Raw genomic sequence first — 13,337 nt, 5'->3', positions numbered from 1 at the left:
CACATTGTCTCAGGCGCCGATTTCGGTGCGCACGTCCAGCAGCTCGGGGAAAAAGGTCAGATCCAACGCCTTTTTCAGGAAGCTGACGCCGCTGGAACCGCCGGTGCCCGACTTAAAGCCGATAATCCGCTCCACCGTTTTCATATGGCGGAAGCGCCACAGGTGGAAGCTCTCTTCGATATCCACCAGCTTCTCCGCCATTTCATAAGCTTCCCAGTAGGTTTGCGGGTTGTCGTAGATCACTTTGAACGCCGGCAGCAGATCCGGGTTGCGCTGGTAGGGCTGCGTCCAGTCGCGCTCGAGGCACTCCTGCGGGATCGGCAGGCCGTGGCGCGCCAGGTACAGCAAGTATTCGTCGTACAGGCTTGGCGCTTCGAGGATCGCCTTCAACGCGGCGTGTTTTTCCGCGTCGCTGCTGAACACCGCCAGCATCGCCGCATTCTTGTTGCCGAGCAGGAACTCGATCGAGCGATATTGGTGCGACTGGAAGCCCGACGAGCTGCCCAGCACGTCGCGAAACTCGACGTACTCCGACGGCGTCAGCGTTTCCAGCACCGCCCACTGTTCGAACAACAGCCGCTGGATCTGTTTGACGCGCGCGAGGATTTTGAAGCAGTGGCTGAGTTTGTCCTGCTGCACCAGCCGCAGCGCCGCCTGCAGCTCATGCAGCATCAACTTCATCCACAGCTCGGAGGTTTGGTGCTGTATCACGAACAGCATTTCATCATGATGCGGCGGGTTGGAGAGCGGGTGCTGGCAGTCCAGCAGTTGGTCCAGGCACAGGTAGTCGCCGTAGCTCATGCGTTTGGAAAAATCGGTGACAATCGCGCTTTCTAATTCCCGTTTGTTCATCTGTGATCTCCGTTGCGCCCAGCGCCCCATCGGCCTGGAACGTGCCGCAAAGAGAAAACAATAGTACAGAACCCGCCGCCCCGAAGGGCGATAAACGAGAGGTGCTTCGCAGATCTCACTCATCTGCGCCGCCCCTCTCGCCCCGCTTTACCCTATCAGCCCAAACAGGTCGTTGAGCGACTCGCTCATGGTCGGATGGGTGAACAGCTGATCGCGCAGCCGGGTATAGGGCAGCCCGGCGTCCATCGCCGTTTTGACGATGTTGATCATCTCGTGGGCATCGCGGCACAGCAGCGCCACGCCGAGGATCTGGCCGGTCTGCGCATCGACCACCGCCTTCAGCAGGCCGCGCGTGTCGCCCAGCACGCGGGCGCGCGGGATCGCCGCCGCCGGCAGCGTGGCGACCTTAATGTCGCGCCCCTGCTGCCGGGCCTGATCTTCGCTGAGGCCGATGCGCGAGAAGCTGGGGGTGATGAACACCGAGTAAGGCACTGCGCCGCGATCGGCCGTGCTGCGTTTACCCGCGCCGAACAGGCTGTCGCGCACAATGCGGAAATCGTCCAGCGAGATATAGGTAAACTGCGGCCCGCCGTTGACGTCCCCCAGCGCCCAAATATGCGGCACGCTACTGCGCAGCTGCGTGTCCACCCGCACGGCGCCGCGCTCATCCGTCTCAACGCCAGCGCGCACCAACTGCAAACCTGCGGTGTTTGGCGCGCGCCCGGCCGCCACCAGCAGCGCATCGAACGACTGCACGCCGCCCTGATGCACCACCTCAACGCCCCCTTCCACATCGCGCACCTGCTTCACGCCGGCGTTAAACGTGAAGCTGACCCCGGCGTCGCTCAGGATTTGCTGTATCGCCTGCGCCATATCGCGGTCTTCCCGGCCGAGCAACGCATCCGCCTCTTCGAATACCGTCACGGCGCTGCCGAACTGCGCGAACATCGAAGCGAACTCCAGCCCGATATAACCGCCGCCAATAATGCCCAACCGCGCGGGCCGCTGCGTCAACTGCAGCAGGCCGGTGCTGTCGTAACTCCGCTGCGAGCGATCCAACCCGTCGATCGCCGGCCAGCGGCTGACGGCCCCGGTGTTGATGAAGATGCGCTCGCCGCTCAGCACCTGCGTTCCCGCCGCGCCCTGCACGCTGATGCGATGCGGATCGATAAACTCCGCCCGTCCGTCGATCACCGTAACCTGTTCAAGCCCCGCCAGGTTTTGATAGTTTTTCTCCCGCAGCAGGCCGGTCACCTGCCGCTTGCGCGCCATCGCCTGGCTGAACGCCTGTTCGCCCGGCCCGTGAAGCTCGGCATCGTGCACCAGCGTTTTGGTCGGGATGCAGCCGATGTTGATGCAGGTGCCGCCATACATCTGCGCCGACGCCTCCACCATCGCCACGCGCCATCCCTGCCCGGCCAGAAAGGCCGCCAGCGTTTTGCCGGCCTTGCCAAAACCGATGATAATCGCCTGATAATCGTACATTGTGTCGCCTCGTCTCATGATGTTCATCGCCGGTCAATCAGCGTATTGCGGCCTCAACTAACCGCTCCAGCGGCCTCAGCGCCTCGATCTGTCGTTCGTCGGCCCCAGCGCTCCGCTTCAGACTTTCCGCCGGGTGGTAGCTGACCTGCGTTTTGCCCCGTTCGTCTTGCGCAATCAGCACCCTGAACGGCAGATCCAGCGCCAACGCCGGCCGCGCCAGCATCAGCGGCGTGCCCGCCAGCGGGTTGCCCAGCACCAGCACCGTGGTGGGCGGCATCGTCAGATGATGCTCACGCGCCGCTTTCGCGTGATCGAACTCGGCGAACAGCGTCACGCCCTTCTGCTCGGCCGTGCTGATAATGCGCTGACGCGTTTGCTGATAAGCGTAGGCGCTCTCTACCGTTCGGGTTTCTTGCCCCATCGTCCCCTCCGCCACGGCAGAACAGGCCAGCATCATCAGGCTGCCGGCCACGGCCCGGTTCATGACGCTCATGCGACCTTCCCCCGCCACTGTTTCTCGAGCAAACTGCGCGCCGAATCCGCCATGATCATCACCGCGCCCGCCAACATCAGGGTGTCCTTCAGCACCAGGCGCCCGGCGCCGGAGAGATAAGGGAAACCGTGATGCGCATCGCCCAGCGCGGGCACCCAGGCCTCCGGGGTGGTGATCAAAAAGGTCAGCGTCACCAGCGGCGTGCAAAAGGAGAGTATGCCGCCCAATAGCCCCAGCCATTTGGAGAACGGGTTGGCCAGCACCAGCAGCGCGATCGCCACCTCCACCACGCCCAGGCCGTTGGAGAAGCCATAGGTATTGTTGGCCTGCTGCCAGGCGCGGGCGGAGAGGTTCAGTTCGCCTTCGTGCGTCAGGTGAGCCTGATAGTCCTGCGGCATGTCATAGAAAAACGACATCAGCGGGCTGTTGGCGACGAACGGCGTGATGCTGTCCGCTTCGTAAGGGATGAATTTGAGCAGGCCAATCCATAAGAAAACGATGGCGATACTGAGGCGAATCAGCGTTAATCCCAGCTTGTCGCCCTTGCTCAGAAAGAATAGTATTTTCATTACCGGCTCCATGTCATTGATAACTCATGCATCGCAGCGGCGCCCTCCGCATCGCTGCACTATCGAACCGATCTTAGTGCTTCGCATTACGCCGGCCCATTGCCGAAACAATCAGCTTCTTAGCCAGGAGTCTCAAAATGGATCCGCTCAGCCAACTGTTGATGCTTAACGACATGCGCGGTTATGTGGCGCGCGATTGCCATTTCAGCGGCGAGTGGCGCTCGCCGCATGCCGCCGGAGAGTGGAGTCAGATCCGCTGGCACATGGTGCTGGCGGGCAGCTGTCGGCTGGAGATCCCCGGTGGCCGGCCGGTACCGCTCGAGCAAGGCAGCCTGCTGTTCTTGCCGCACAACTCCGCCCACCGCCTGCTGCCGGAGAGGGCCGACAGCGCCACGCACCTGCTGTGCGGCGTACAAATCTTGCCGCACAGCGCGTCGCCGCTGCTGGCGAGCCTGCCGGAATGTTTGCTGTTCAACAGCCGCCAACAGGGGCGGCTGGCGCTGCTGCAGGCGACCGGCCAGCTGCTGAGCGATGAGTTCAGCCAACAGAGCCAGGGGCACAACGCCATTGTCAGCCAGACCATGGCGCTGCTGTTCGCGCTGGCGATCCGCGCCTGGCTGGCCCAGCCAAATCAGAGCGGCAATCTGGTCGCCGCGTTGCTGCATCCGCAGTTGGGCAACGTGGTTGAACAGATGCTGCGCCGCCCGCAACATCCCTGGACGCTGGTTGAACTGAGCAAACAGGCCCATATGTCGCGCGCCAACTTCGCCCGCGTCTTTCGTCAGGTCACGCAGCAAACGCCGCTGCAGGCCCTTACCGCCATCCGCATGCAGCTGGCGGCCCGGCTGCTGGCGCGCCAGGCGTTGCCGCTGAGCCGTATCGCCGAACAGGCCGGCTATTCGTCGGAGGTGGCGCTGCACAAAGCCTTCACCCGCCACTTCGGCCTGACGCCGGGAAAATTCCGCCAGCAGGCCGCCGATGCGCCGCCGGACGCTTGCCCGATCCCGGCGTAACCTCCCACCCCGCCTTACTGTTTAGTAAACAACTCGGCCGCCGCCTGACAACTCTCACAAATGCGCGATCCCATGCGGGTTTCGCCCCGGTTGCGGCTTGCCTGCGCCTGTCTTCCCTTATAGATTGCAGGCTAACGGCAGGCAGCAAGGTATCGGCAAATGGCAAATATTCGAGATGTCGCGCGGTTGGCCGGCGTGTCCATCAGCAGCGTGTCGAACCTGCTGAATAACCGCAGCCACCAGATGAGCACGCAGACCCGTGAGCGCATCGAACAAGCGATGGCAACCCTGGGGTATCGGCCGGCCCGAACGGCGGCGTTGCCCGCACCGCAGGCGAAGATCATCGGCCTGCTGCTGCCGTCGATCGTCAACCCGAGCTTTTCGGCGCTGGCGCATGCGGTCGACGGTGCGGCGCGGGCTCATCGCTACCGCGTCTTGCTCGGCAACGCCTACCGCCAGGAACAGGAAGAGGCCGCGTTTATCGACGATATGTTCCTGCATGGCGTGCGCGGCATCATCGTGGCGGCGAGCGACATTCGCCAGACCCATTTTGTCCGGGCGGCCGAGAGAGGCATGAAGATCGTCAGCTACGACAGCCCGTTCGCCGAGCAGATGGCCACCGATGCCCGGCTGTTCGACAGCGTATCGATGGACAATATCGCCGCCGGGCGCCTGGCCGCGCAGCACCTGCTCGAACGCGGCTGCCGACACATTGTGTTCGCCACCGAAGCGACGCTGACCGTCGGGCGCAGCCACAAGATCGACGGTTTTCTAAGTGCGCTGGGGCACAGCCTGAGCGAACGCCAACGGGTGATCGAAGGCAAAGCCAACAGCGCCTACGGCGACACGGAAATGTTCGAGTTGGGGCTGACGCTGGCGCCGCGCGTGCTCGCGCTGACGCCGCGCCCGGACGGCATCGTGGCGATTAACGATGCGCTGGGCATCGGGCTGATGGTGGGGCTGCGCGCCACCGGCGTCCAGGTGCCCGCAGACATCTCGGTGATCGGCATCGACAATATCGCGCTGGCCGGCCTGGCCGAACCGGGGCTGACGTCCGTCAGGCCGCCGCTGGCGGAGATGGCGCAGCTGATGGTCGAGCGCCTGATCGGCCGTATCAACGATGATGCGCAACCGCCCGGCGAGTTTCTCTTCCCGCCGACGGTCATCAGCCGGCGCTCGGTCAAAGCCGCCGGCTAACTGAAATAACAGCGTCTTCCCCAGGCGATGCGCCGCGGCATCGTCCGGATCGGTGTCAGCCAAAACAAAGGAACAGGCCGTCGGGCTTAAGGGATGCCCGCGCCTCAATGAATCAGCGTCGTGCCGTTATTTAACGTTCAGCTCAGGGTTATGGGCCGGGCCTCTATTATTCCGATTAACCACATTGGAAATATCAAAATGAAAATAAGCAAGCCGCAGGATATTGAACGCAGCGCTATCAGGAAATTGACGCTGCATATTGTCCCCCTCATGATTTTATTGTATTTCCTGGCGTTTCTCGATCGCAATAACATGGCCTACGCCGCCAAAGCGCTGGAAGATAACCTGGGCCTGACCGCCTCGGCCTTCGGCTTCGCCTCCGGGATTTTCTTTATCGGCTATTTCCTGTTTGAAATACCCAGCAACGCCGGCACCATTAAATTCGGCCCGCGCATCTGGTTCGCCAGAATATTAATTTCCTGGGGCATCTTCGCGACCCTGCTCGGCTTTGTACGCACGCCGCTGGAGCTGTATATCTGCCGTTTTATGCTGGGCGTGTGCGAAGCCGGATTCTTTCCCTCGGTGGTGTATTACTTCACGGTGTTCTTCCCGGAAAAATACCGCACCAAAATTCTCGGCATGTTCATCATCGTCCAGCCGCTGTCCAACGCCGTCGGCTCGCCGATTTCCGGCTTTATTCTCAATATTCAGCATGATTGGTTCGGGTTCGCTCCCTGGCAGCTGCTGTTTATCCTCGAAGGGCTGCCGCCGATCGTCATCGGCCTGCTGATCCCGTTCCTGATCAAGAACTCGCCCAAGGACGTCGGCTATCTGAACGTGGAGGAAAAGGCCTGGCTGATGAGCAACGCCAGCCGCTCCAAATCCGGTTCTAAAATCACGCTGGGCGACTTCCTGAAAGGGATTAAAAACAAGAAATACCTGCTCTACGCACTGCTCAACTTCGGCATGGTGTGCGGCATTTATGGCTTCGGCACCTGGCTGCCGTCGATCATTACCGCCCTTTCCGGCAGCGATATCTTCCGCGTTAGCCTGCTGGCGCTCATTCCCTACGGGCTGGCCGCGCTGCTGGTGTACCCGTGGAGCCTGTGGGCCAGCAAAACCAAAAAGCTTGGCGTGTTCGCCGGCCTCAGCATGGTGGTCGCCGCTATCGGCCTGATGGGGGCGGTGACATTTTTTAAATACGATCCGCTCGTCGCGCTGTCGTTCCTGTGCATCGCCGCCATCGGCATCTACACCGCCGTACCGCCGTTTTTATCCATGCCCGCCAACATTTCCACCGGCGCGGCCGCGGCCGCCGGGCTCGCGGTGGTCAGCTGCATCGGCAATATCGGCGGCTTCGTCGCGCCTTATGCGGTGGGCGTATTGAACGATCTGACCGGCAGCAGCGCGCCGGGGCTGTTTTTCCTGGCCTCGTGCCTGCTGGCCACCGGGTTGATCTGCATTTTCTACTGCGCGAAACAGCGTGAAGGCGTCATCAATGCTTAACGAACAATAAGGAGTCAATCATGGGCGATCTTGCAGGCAAAAAGGTCTTTATCACCGGGGCGGAACAGGGCATCGGCCGCGCCACCGCAGAGCGGCTGATCAAGGCCGGTTGCGACATCTATTTTCACTATCACAGCGACGAAAGCGGCCCCAAAGCGCTGGTGGCGCTGGCCCATTCATTGGGGCAAAAGGCCGCTTACGGCTACGCCGATCTCATCGATACCGACGAAACGCTGCGCTGCGTCTCGGCCGGCGCCGAGTTTCTCGGCGGCATCGACATTCTGGTCAATAACGTCGGCGGCATCGTCGGGCGCAAATGGCTGGGCGAGATCGACCGCGCCTTCTGGCAAACCGTGATCGACGTGAACATGACCACCATGCTGAACGTGACCCAGAGCGCACTGCCGTTCCTGAAGGCGGCAAACGGCGCCAGCATCGTCAACCTGGCGTCGCAGGCGGGCCGCGCCGGCGGGCACTCCGGCTCGCTGGTCTATTCCGCCACCAAGGGCGCGGTGCTCACCTGGACGCGCTCGCTGGCGGCAGAGCTGGGCGAATATGGCATCCGAGTGAACGCGGTGGCGCCCGGCCTGATCCTCGGCACCCGCTTCCATAATCGCCACACCACCCAGGCATCGGCGGAGGAAACCGTTCGCGCCATCCCGCTGGGCCGTGCAGGCACGCCGGACGACGTGGCGCGCGCCATCACCTTCCTGGCGGCGGAATACGACGGCTTCATCTCCGGCGCCACCCTCGACATCAACGGCGGCATCTACCGCATGTAATTCAACCGCGGGCGGCATGGCTGCCGCCCCCTCATTCAGGAATCGCTTTATGATCAAATCCGCCATCACCCACCCGCCGCTGCTCGCCGCGCTGGCGCAATGCGGGCATAAAACCCAGGTACTGATCGCCGACGGCAACTACGCCTGCGTGACGCACGCGCCGAAAGACGCCACCGTGGTCTATCTGAACCTGGCGCCCGGCACGCTCGCCGCCCCGCCGATCCTGGAAAAACTGCTGGCCTGCATCAACGTGGAAAGCGCGGCGCTGATGGCCTGCCCGCCGGACTTCACCAACACCATCGAAGCCGAATACCGACAGCTACTGCCGGCGCAGTGCCCGGTCGAACATCTGCCGCGCGAGGCGTTTTACGCCGCGGTCAAATCGGATCGGACGCTGCTGGTGATCGCCTCCGGCGAACAGCGCCGCTTCGCCAACCTGCTGCTGACGGTGGCGCCGGGGGGGTGAGAAAGGGACATGTCGATAGGATAAAAAGAGGGGGCTCCCCCCCTCTTGCGGTTACAGATCCACAATCAGTTTTTCCAGTTCTCCTGCAAGAGCCGCATCGATATAGCTGGTAGCCCAGCCAAACAGATAAGCGAATGCAAAAATGCCCACCGTCGACGACACCAGCGTCGGCGCGAAAAACGCGGCGATAGCGGAGAGCGTGTAGCCTGCCCCGATGGACAACCCGAGCGCCTCAAGCTGATTACGGAACGCTTTCCAACTGCCGGTAGAGAAACCCTCGATCGCGGCGTTTGTCAGGTCCGCCCCTTTAATCGCCCAATCCACGCCGGTAAACGCCTTGCCCAATACCCGCGCATTGCGGGCATACTGTTCCGCATCGATCTTTTTCAACCAGGCGACAATCGCCGCTTTATCCTGCGCCTTGAGCTTTTTGTTCAAGCCCTTCGTTAATTGCTCGTAGGTTTTTTCCGCATCCTGCACATTGCGGATATATCTGCCTTGAATTCCTGCCTCCAAATCCTTGGCGAGCTTGGCGTATTTCGCGCCGAGCTTTTCCGCGATATCTTTATTGATGCCGGCGGCCAGGCTGACGCCATCCTTGATCGCTTTTAATTCCGCATTTTGATATTCGACGAACTCCTTAACGATATTTTTTACCGAGCCTGGAGATTTCACCGGCTTACCGTTGGCATATTTCACCTCCATGCCATTCAGATTATCCCCTCTCACCACGGCGATAAACGCGGGCCGGTTCTTATTGGCCTTATAGTAGAGACTGTAGGTCGCCATTCCGGCTTGCTTTTCCACCTTCAAATGATGAAAGCCGAAATAACTCCCGGTCGTGCGGGTCGTCGAGAACTCACCGCTTTTGCCGTTACCATGCCAGCCGTTGACGGGCCGATCGCGGTGTGAGTCTGTCACGAAACTGCCTAACGAGGAGGCGCCGATCTGCCCGGCGTTCAGGCCATTATTACCACCTTTACCGGGGGTTGAGGTCTTGCGCGCATGGCCGGTTTCGATATCCCCGATCGCCACCATTCCTCCCTTGGCGTTGACTCCCATCACCAGTCCACCCAGGCCAATGTGCTTAGCCTGATCGGCCGTCAGACCGGTGGCAGAAAGGCTCAGCGTGCCAGACGGGCTGACGCTTTCAATACGCAATTGTGCATCCGGGTTGATTCTGCGCGCCGCCTTGATCACCGCCGCCAGCTTCATGCGCAACGCCGGATCGTTTTGGATCGCCGCTATCTGTTGCTGTTCCGGGCTGTTGCCAACACTGGCGCCGCCGCGATCGCCGGAATGGCCCTTATCACCGCCCCCAGGTTCTGGGCCCGTACCACGTTCAGAACTCCAGTTAGTTCCATCCCCTTTACCGCCATAATTAAATCCAGGCATATGCTTAATCCTTATTTCTTTATTATCAACATGCCGAGAAATACGCACGACGTAATTCTCGGCAAACCAATTTTTAACTGCCCGTCCGTTATAGAAATTCACAGCAACAAGAACAATGCATGGTGGCTGTGTGGCAGATTAAACAAAGAGAAACGGCGTTAACGGCAGAAATATGACGACCGAAAAACTTGATAGTCATAAATAGAAGGCGCTTACAGGAGGGGGGGATATGCTGCGGCTTCCGATCCCGATTCAGATAACAGCCGCACACGAAGTTGGCCCAAAAGTACCGAATGTGGTCACCTGCCCTACTCTTGCACGATGAGCAGATGGCAAATAATGGCTCCCGAACTTATCGTTAACAGGAGAATACAAATGAAAGCTTTGGTTCATGCCACCTTGCTGGCCGCCATGATGGGCGCCGCTTCCTTCAATGCATTGGCTCAGGAGACCGTAAACGTGAATAGTAAAACCATCAGGGCCATGTCTGGCGCCCCCGCCACCACTGCCCTGGCCGCCGCTAAAACGGCGCTGATCGTGGTGGATATCCAGAATGAATATTACGCAGGCAGCGGCTTTCGCGGCAAAATGGTGATCCCGGATGGCCAGAAGGTGTTGGATAACAGTAACAAGCTGGTTGAGTTCGCCCGCAAAAACGGCATGCCGGTCTATTTCGTGCGGCATCTGGGGCCGGCCAACGGCCCGCTGTTTGCCGAAGGCTCGGTCTACGCCGAATTCCATCAGGCGCTGCAACCCGCTAAAGGGGATGCGGTGATCACCAAAGCAACGCCGAGCGCGTTCGTCGGCACCGATCTGGATGCGCAGTTGAAGAAGCAGGGCATCAAAACGCTGATTGTGGCCGGTTTGATGACGCACATGTGCATCTCTTCTACCGCACGCGACGCGGTGCCGCTCGGCTATGATGTGTTGATCCCGCAAGACGCGACGGCGACGCGCGATCTGGACGACGGCGCGGGTGGCGTGGTCGATCACCGCGTGTTGCAGCGGGCGGCGCTGGCCGCGGTGGCGGACGTGTTCGCGGAAATCAAAACTACCGGGGGCATCCTGGCGCTGCCGGTGACCAAATAAGGTTCAGCGCGCCGCTCCCCGGCGGCGCGCACTGCAAGAGGCGTTATCGCGGATGAAAATAGGCATTGTGGTTTTCGACGGCATCATTCCCTTTCACCTTTCGGTGCCTTTTGCGGTGTTTGAAAAAGTGCTGGCGCCTTCAGGCGCACCACTGTGCGAACTGACCCTGTGCGCCGCCGAGCCTGGCGAGCTGAAAACCAATGCCGGTTTTTCCATTGTGGTCAACCTTGGGCTCGGCGCGCTGAGCGGCATGAACATGGTGATCGTGCCCAGTTGGGACGATCCGGCCCGCCAGCCGGAACCCGCGCTGCTGGATGCGCTGTGCCATGCCCATGCTGCCGGCGCCACCGTCGTCGGCCTTTGCATGGGCGCATTCGTGCTGGCGGCGGCGGGCCTGCTGAATCATCGCCGGGCCACTACCCACTGGCGCTGGCTGCCGGACTTTCAGCAACGTTATCCGGCGGTGCTCGTCGAAAATGACGTGCTGTATCTCGATGAAGGGGATGTCGTGACGTCGGCCGGCACCGCCGCCGGCATCGATTGCTGCCTGCATCTGGTGAGAAAACGCTGGGGCGCGGACATGGCGGCGCAGGCGGCGCGCCAGTTGGTGGTGCCCCCTCACCGGCAAGGCGGACAATCGCAGTATGTCGCGCTGCCGGTGCAAAATACCCGCCAGGGGGATAACTTTTCCTTGGCGCTGGCCTGGGCGATGGAAAACCTGCATCAGACGCTGTCGTTGGATAGTCTCGCGCAGAAAGCCTGCATGAGCCGCCGCAGCTTTACCCGCCGGTTTCAGCAAACCACCGGCACCCGCTTTTCGCTTTGGCTGCTGAATCAGCGCCTCATCGCCGCACAGCGTTTGCTGGAAAAAAGCGACTGCTCGGTGGAAACCATCGCGGAAAAGGTCGGCTTTCCCTCTACCACCTCATTGCGGCGCCACTTTCTTAAGCAACTGAACACCTCGCCCTCGCGCTACCGGCGCGAGTTTCGCGGCGACAGCCGCACCACCGGAATGTCCGCCAAGCGAGTGGTGTAGGCCGGCGACAGCATGTCGCGCTTCATTTGCCACGGCTTGACGATCCCCTGCCCGGCGAACCACACGCGCCCGCGCCCTTCCTGATTCAGGCGATCGAGGGTCGCCATCAGCCGCTCGCTGTTGCGGCGCGGCGGGCAGTCGTCGAACAGATCGATCTGCGCCATGGCGGCGGCGCTGAAGTCCCCCAGCACCACGCCGCCCTTCAGATAACGCCGCCCTTCCTGCCAGATGCTTTCCAGCGCGCGCACCGCCATGGCGATGATGTCGCGGCTGTCGTTGCTCGGCGTTTGCAGCCGGGCGGTGCCCATATTGCTGTAATACCCCTCGCCCGCCGAATGCGGGCTGGTTTTGATAAACACCGACACGTTGCGGCAATAGCGCTTTTCCTGCCGCAGCTTTTCGGCGGCGCGTTCGGCGTAGCTGCAGATCGCCTCGCGCATGTGCGGGTAATGCGTCAGCCGCTGGCCGAACGAGCGGGAGCAGATGATCTGCTCTTTGGCGGCCGCCTCATCTTCCCACCGCAGGCACGATTCGCCGCGCAGCTCGCGTATCGTGCGCTCCAGCACCACGCTGAAGGTTTTACGCGCCAGCCGGGTATCGCAGTCCGCCAGCTGCAGCGCGGTGTGAATGCCCATCGCCTGCAGCTGGCGAGTCAGGCGGCGCCCCACGCCCCATACCTCTTCCACCGGGATCAGCGCCAGCAGCTTGCGCTGGCGCGCCGGATCGGATAAATCCACCACGCCGCCGGTACCGCGCCATTTCTTGGCGGCGAAGTTGGCCAGTTTGGCCAGCGTTTTGCTCGGCGCAATGCCGACCCCGACCGTTAAATGCAGCTCGCGCCGGATGCGATCGCGCACCCGCTGGCCGAACGGCTCCAGCGCTTCGCAGTGCGCCACGCCGTCCAGCCGCAGAAAGGCTTCGTCCAGCGAGTAGATCTCCACCGCCGGCGCCATCTCTTCCAGCGTATCCATCACCCGGCGGGACATATCGGCGTTTATGTGGAATACAAAAGCAAGAAAAAAAACGGCTCCGAAAAGCCGTTTTTTAGGTTAGTCTAAATCCTCAGGAAAATCTTGCCGAATGGATCCCTCAGCCTTCAAGATAGCTACAAACTTCTTGTAACTTTCTTCATCTACTTCGATCAAACCTTCAAGTAATCCATCTTCTATTAAGGAGTGGTGATAAATACCGTTGGAGAAAAACACAGCTCTCCACGTGATTTCAGGGTCGACTATGGTAACTTCCTCTTTCCTATATGCAAGCAGTCCACCATAGCCGGGTGGTAAACCATAAAAGATCTTTTCTTCTCCTATGGCATAGAATGCAAAAACTTCAGCTATAGTGCCATCGCGCTCTTGAATTTTCATGGCGTTTTATTTTCCTTGATGGATGGACCTGGCTGCAAATCATTACGTTTTGGTGTAGCAATTTTCATATCGTATGCCTTCCCAGTA

The 13,337-nt window shown here is 60.7% G+C and carries 13 protein-coding genes and 1 pseudogene; 7 read left to right on the top strand and 7 right to left on the bottom strand.

The genetic code is table 11. From position 1 onward, the window contains the following. Positions 1–9: 9 nt before the first annotated feature. From kynA to rclC, 4 genes are all read right to left on the bottom strand, one after another. On the bottom strand, positions 10–852 hold the full coding sequence (gene kynA, locus REA38_RS00935; protein WP_033635042.1) for a tryptophan 2,3-dioxygenase: 843 nt from the start codon (positions 850–852) through the stop codon (positions 10–12). Positions 853–999: 147 nt separating this feature from the next. Continuing rightward, a complete protein-coding gene (rclA, locus tag REA38_RS00930; RefSeq protein WP_308884601.1) occupies positions 1,000–2,337 on the bottom strand; it encodes a reactive chlorine resistance oxidoreductase RclA in 1,338 nt (445 codons plus the stop codon). Between the two features lie 37 nt (positions 2,338–2,374). Next, positions 2,375–2,791, bottom strand: a complete 417-nt coding sequence (locus tag REA38_RS00925; RefSeq protein ID WP_374213765.1) for a DUF302 domain-containing protein — start codon at positions 2,789–2,791, stop codon at positions 2,375–2,377. A gap of 35 nt (positions 2,792–2,826) precedes the next feature. Beyond that, positions 2,827–3,399: a reactive chlorine resistance membrane protein RclC gene (gene rclC, locus REA38_RS00920; protein WP_308884598.1), complete on the bottom strand. Its 573-nt coding sequence runs from the start codon at positions 3,397–3,399 to the stop codon at positions 2,827–2,829. Between the two features lie 137 nt (positions 3,400–3,536). On the opposite strand from rclC, the gene REA38_RS00915 reads away from it, so the two are divergent. The 5 genes from REA38_RS00915 (at position 3,537) to REA38_RS00895 (ending at position 8,363) form a co-directional block, all read left to right on the top strand. Beyond that, positions 3,537–4,412: an AraC family transcriptional regulator gene (locus REA38_RS00915; protein WP_308884596.1), complete on the top strand. Its 876-nt coding sequence runs from the start codon at positions 3,537–3,539 to the stop codon at positions 4,410–4,412. A gap of 159 nt (positions 4,413–4,571) precedes the next feature. After that, positions 4,572–5,609 (top strand): LacI family DNA-binding transcriptional regulator, encoded by a 1,038-nt coding sequence (locus REA38_RS00910; protein ID WP_308884594.1) that lies wholly within the window; start codon positions 4,572–4,574, stop codon positions 5,607–5,609. 270 nt (positions 5,610–5,879) lie between these two features. Then, entirely contained in the window at positions 5,880–7,115 is a 1,236-nt protein-coding gene (locus tag REA38_RS00905; RefSeq protein WP_197657864.1) for an MFS transporter, read from the top strand. 20 nt (positions 7,116–7,135) lie between these two features. Then, complete coding sequence (locus REA38_RS00900) at positions 7,136–7,897, top strand: SDR family NAD(P)-dependent oxidoreductase (protein ID WP_060423754.1); 762 nt, start codon at positions 7,136–7,138, stop codon at positions 7,895–7,897. 49 nt (positions 7,898–7,946) lie between these two features. Next, the gene (locus REA38_RS00895) at positions 7,947–8,363 is read left to right on the top strand and encodes an RbsD/FucU domain-containing protein (protein WP_041035686.1); all 417 of its coding nucleotides are present in this window, start codon (positions 7,947–7,949) and stop codon (positions 8,361–8,363) included. A gap of 51 nt (positions 8,364–8,414) precedes the next feature. On the opposite strand, the gene REA38_RS00890 is transcribed toward REA38_RS00895, so the two are convergent. After that, positions 8,415–9,758, bottom strand: a complete 1,344-nt coding sequence (locus REA38_RS00890; protein WP_033653600.1) for a colicin-like pore-forming protein — start codon at positions 9,756–9,758, stop codon at positions 8,415–8,417. 375 nt (positions 9,759–10,133) lie between these two features. Here REA38_RS00890 and REA38_RS00885 point away from each other — a divergent pair, with 375 nt between their 5' ends. Further along, positions 10,134–10,847, top strand: coding sequence for a cysteine hydrolase family protein (locus REA38_RS00885; RefSeq protein ID WP_060425993.1), 714 nt, complete (start codon positions 10,134–10,136; stop codon positions 10,845–10,847). Between the two features lie 52 nt (positions 10,848–10,899). After that, positions 10,900–11,883: a helix-turn-helix domain-containing protein gene (locus REA38_RS00880; RefSeq protein WP_308884591.1), complete on the top strand. Its 984-nt coding sequence runs from the start codon at positions 10,900–10,902 to the stop codon at positions 11,881–11,883. Here the strand turns inward: REA38_RS00880 and umuC are convergent. Both umuC and REA38_RS00870 read right to left on the bottom strand, forming a co-directional pair. Beyond that, positions 11,820–12,887: pseudogene (gene umuC, locus REA38_RS00875) on the bottom strand (translesion error-prone DNA polymerase V subunit UmuC); the annotation flags it as partial. The gene REA38_RS00880 and the pseudogene umuC sit on opposite strands and share 64 nt — an antisense overlap. Positions 12,888–12,932: 45 nt before the next feature. Next, positions 12,933–13,250: a hypothetical protein gene (locus tag REA38_RS00870; RefSeq protein WP_308884589.1), complete on the bottom strand. Its 318-nt coding sequence runs from the start codon at positions 13,248–13,250 to the stop codon at positions 12,933–12,935. Positions 13,251–13,337: the final 87 nt, after the last annotated feature.

Origin of the sequence: Serratia sp. MF1(2023) (genome assembly GCF_030954545.1) — a bacterium.
Taxonomy (GTDB): Bacteria; Pseudomonadota; Gammaproteobacteria; order Enterobacterales; family Enterobacteriaceae; genus Serratia; species Serratia sarumanii.
Note: the sequence above shows the minus strand (reverse complement) of the source record. Positions and strands in the feature narration are given on the sequence as shown.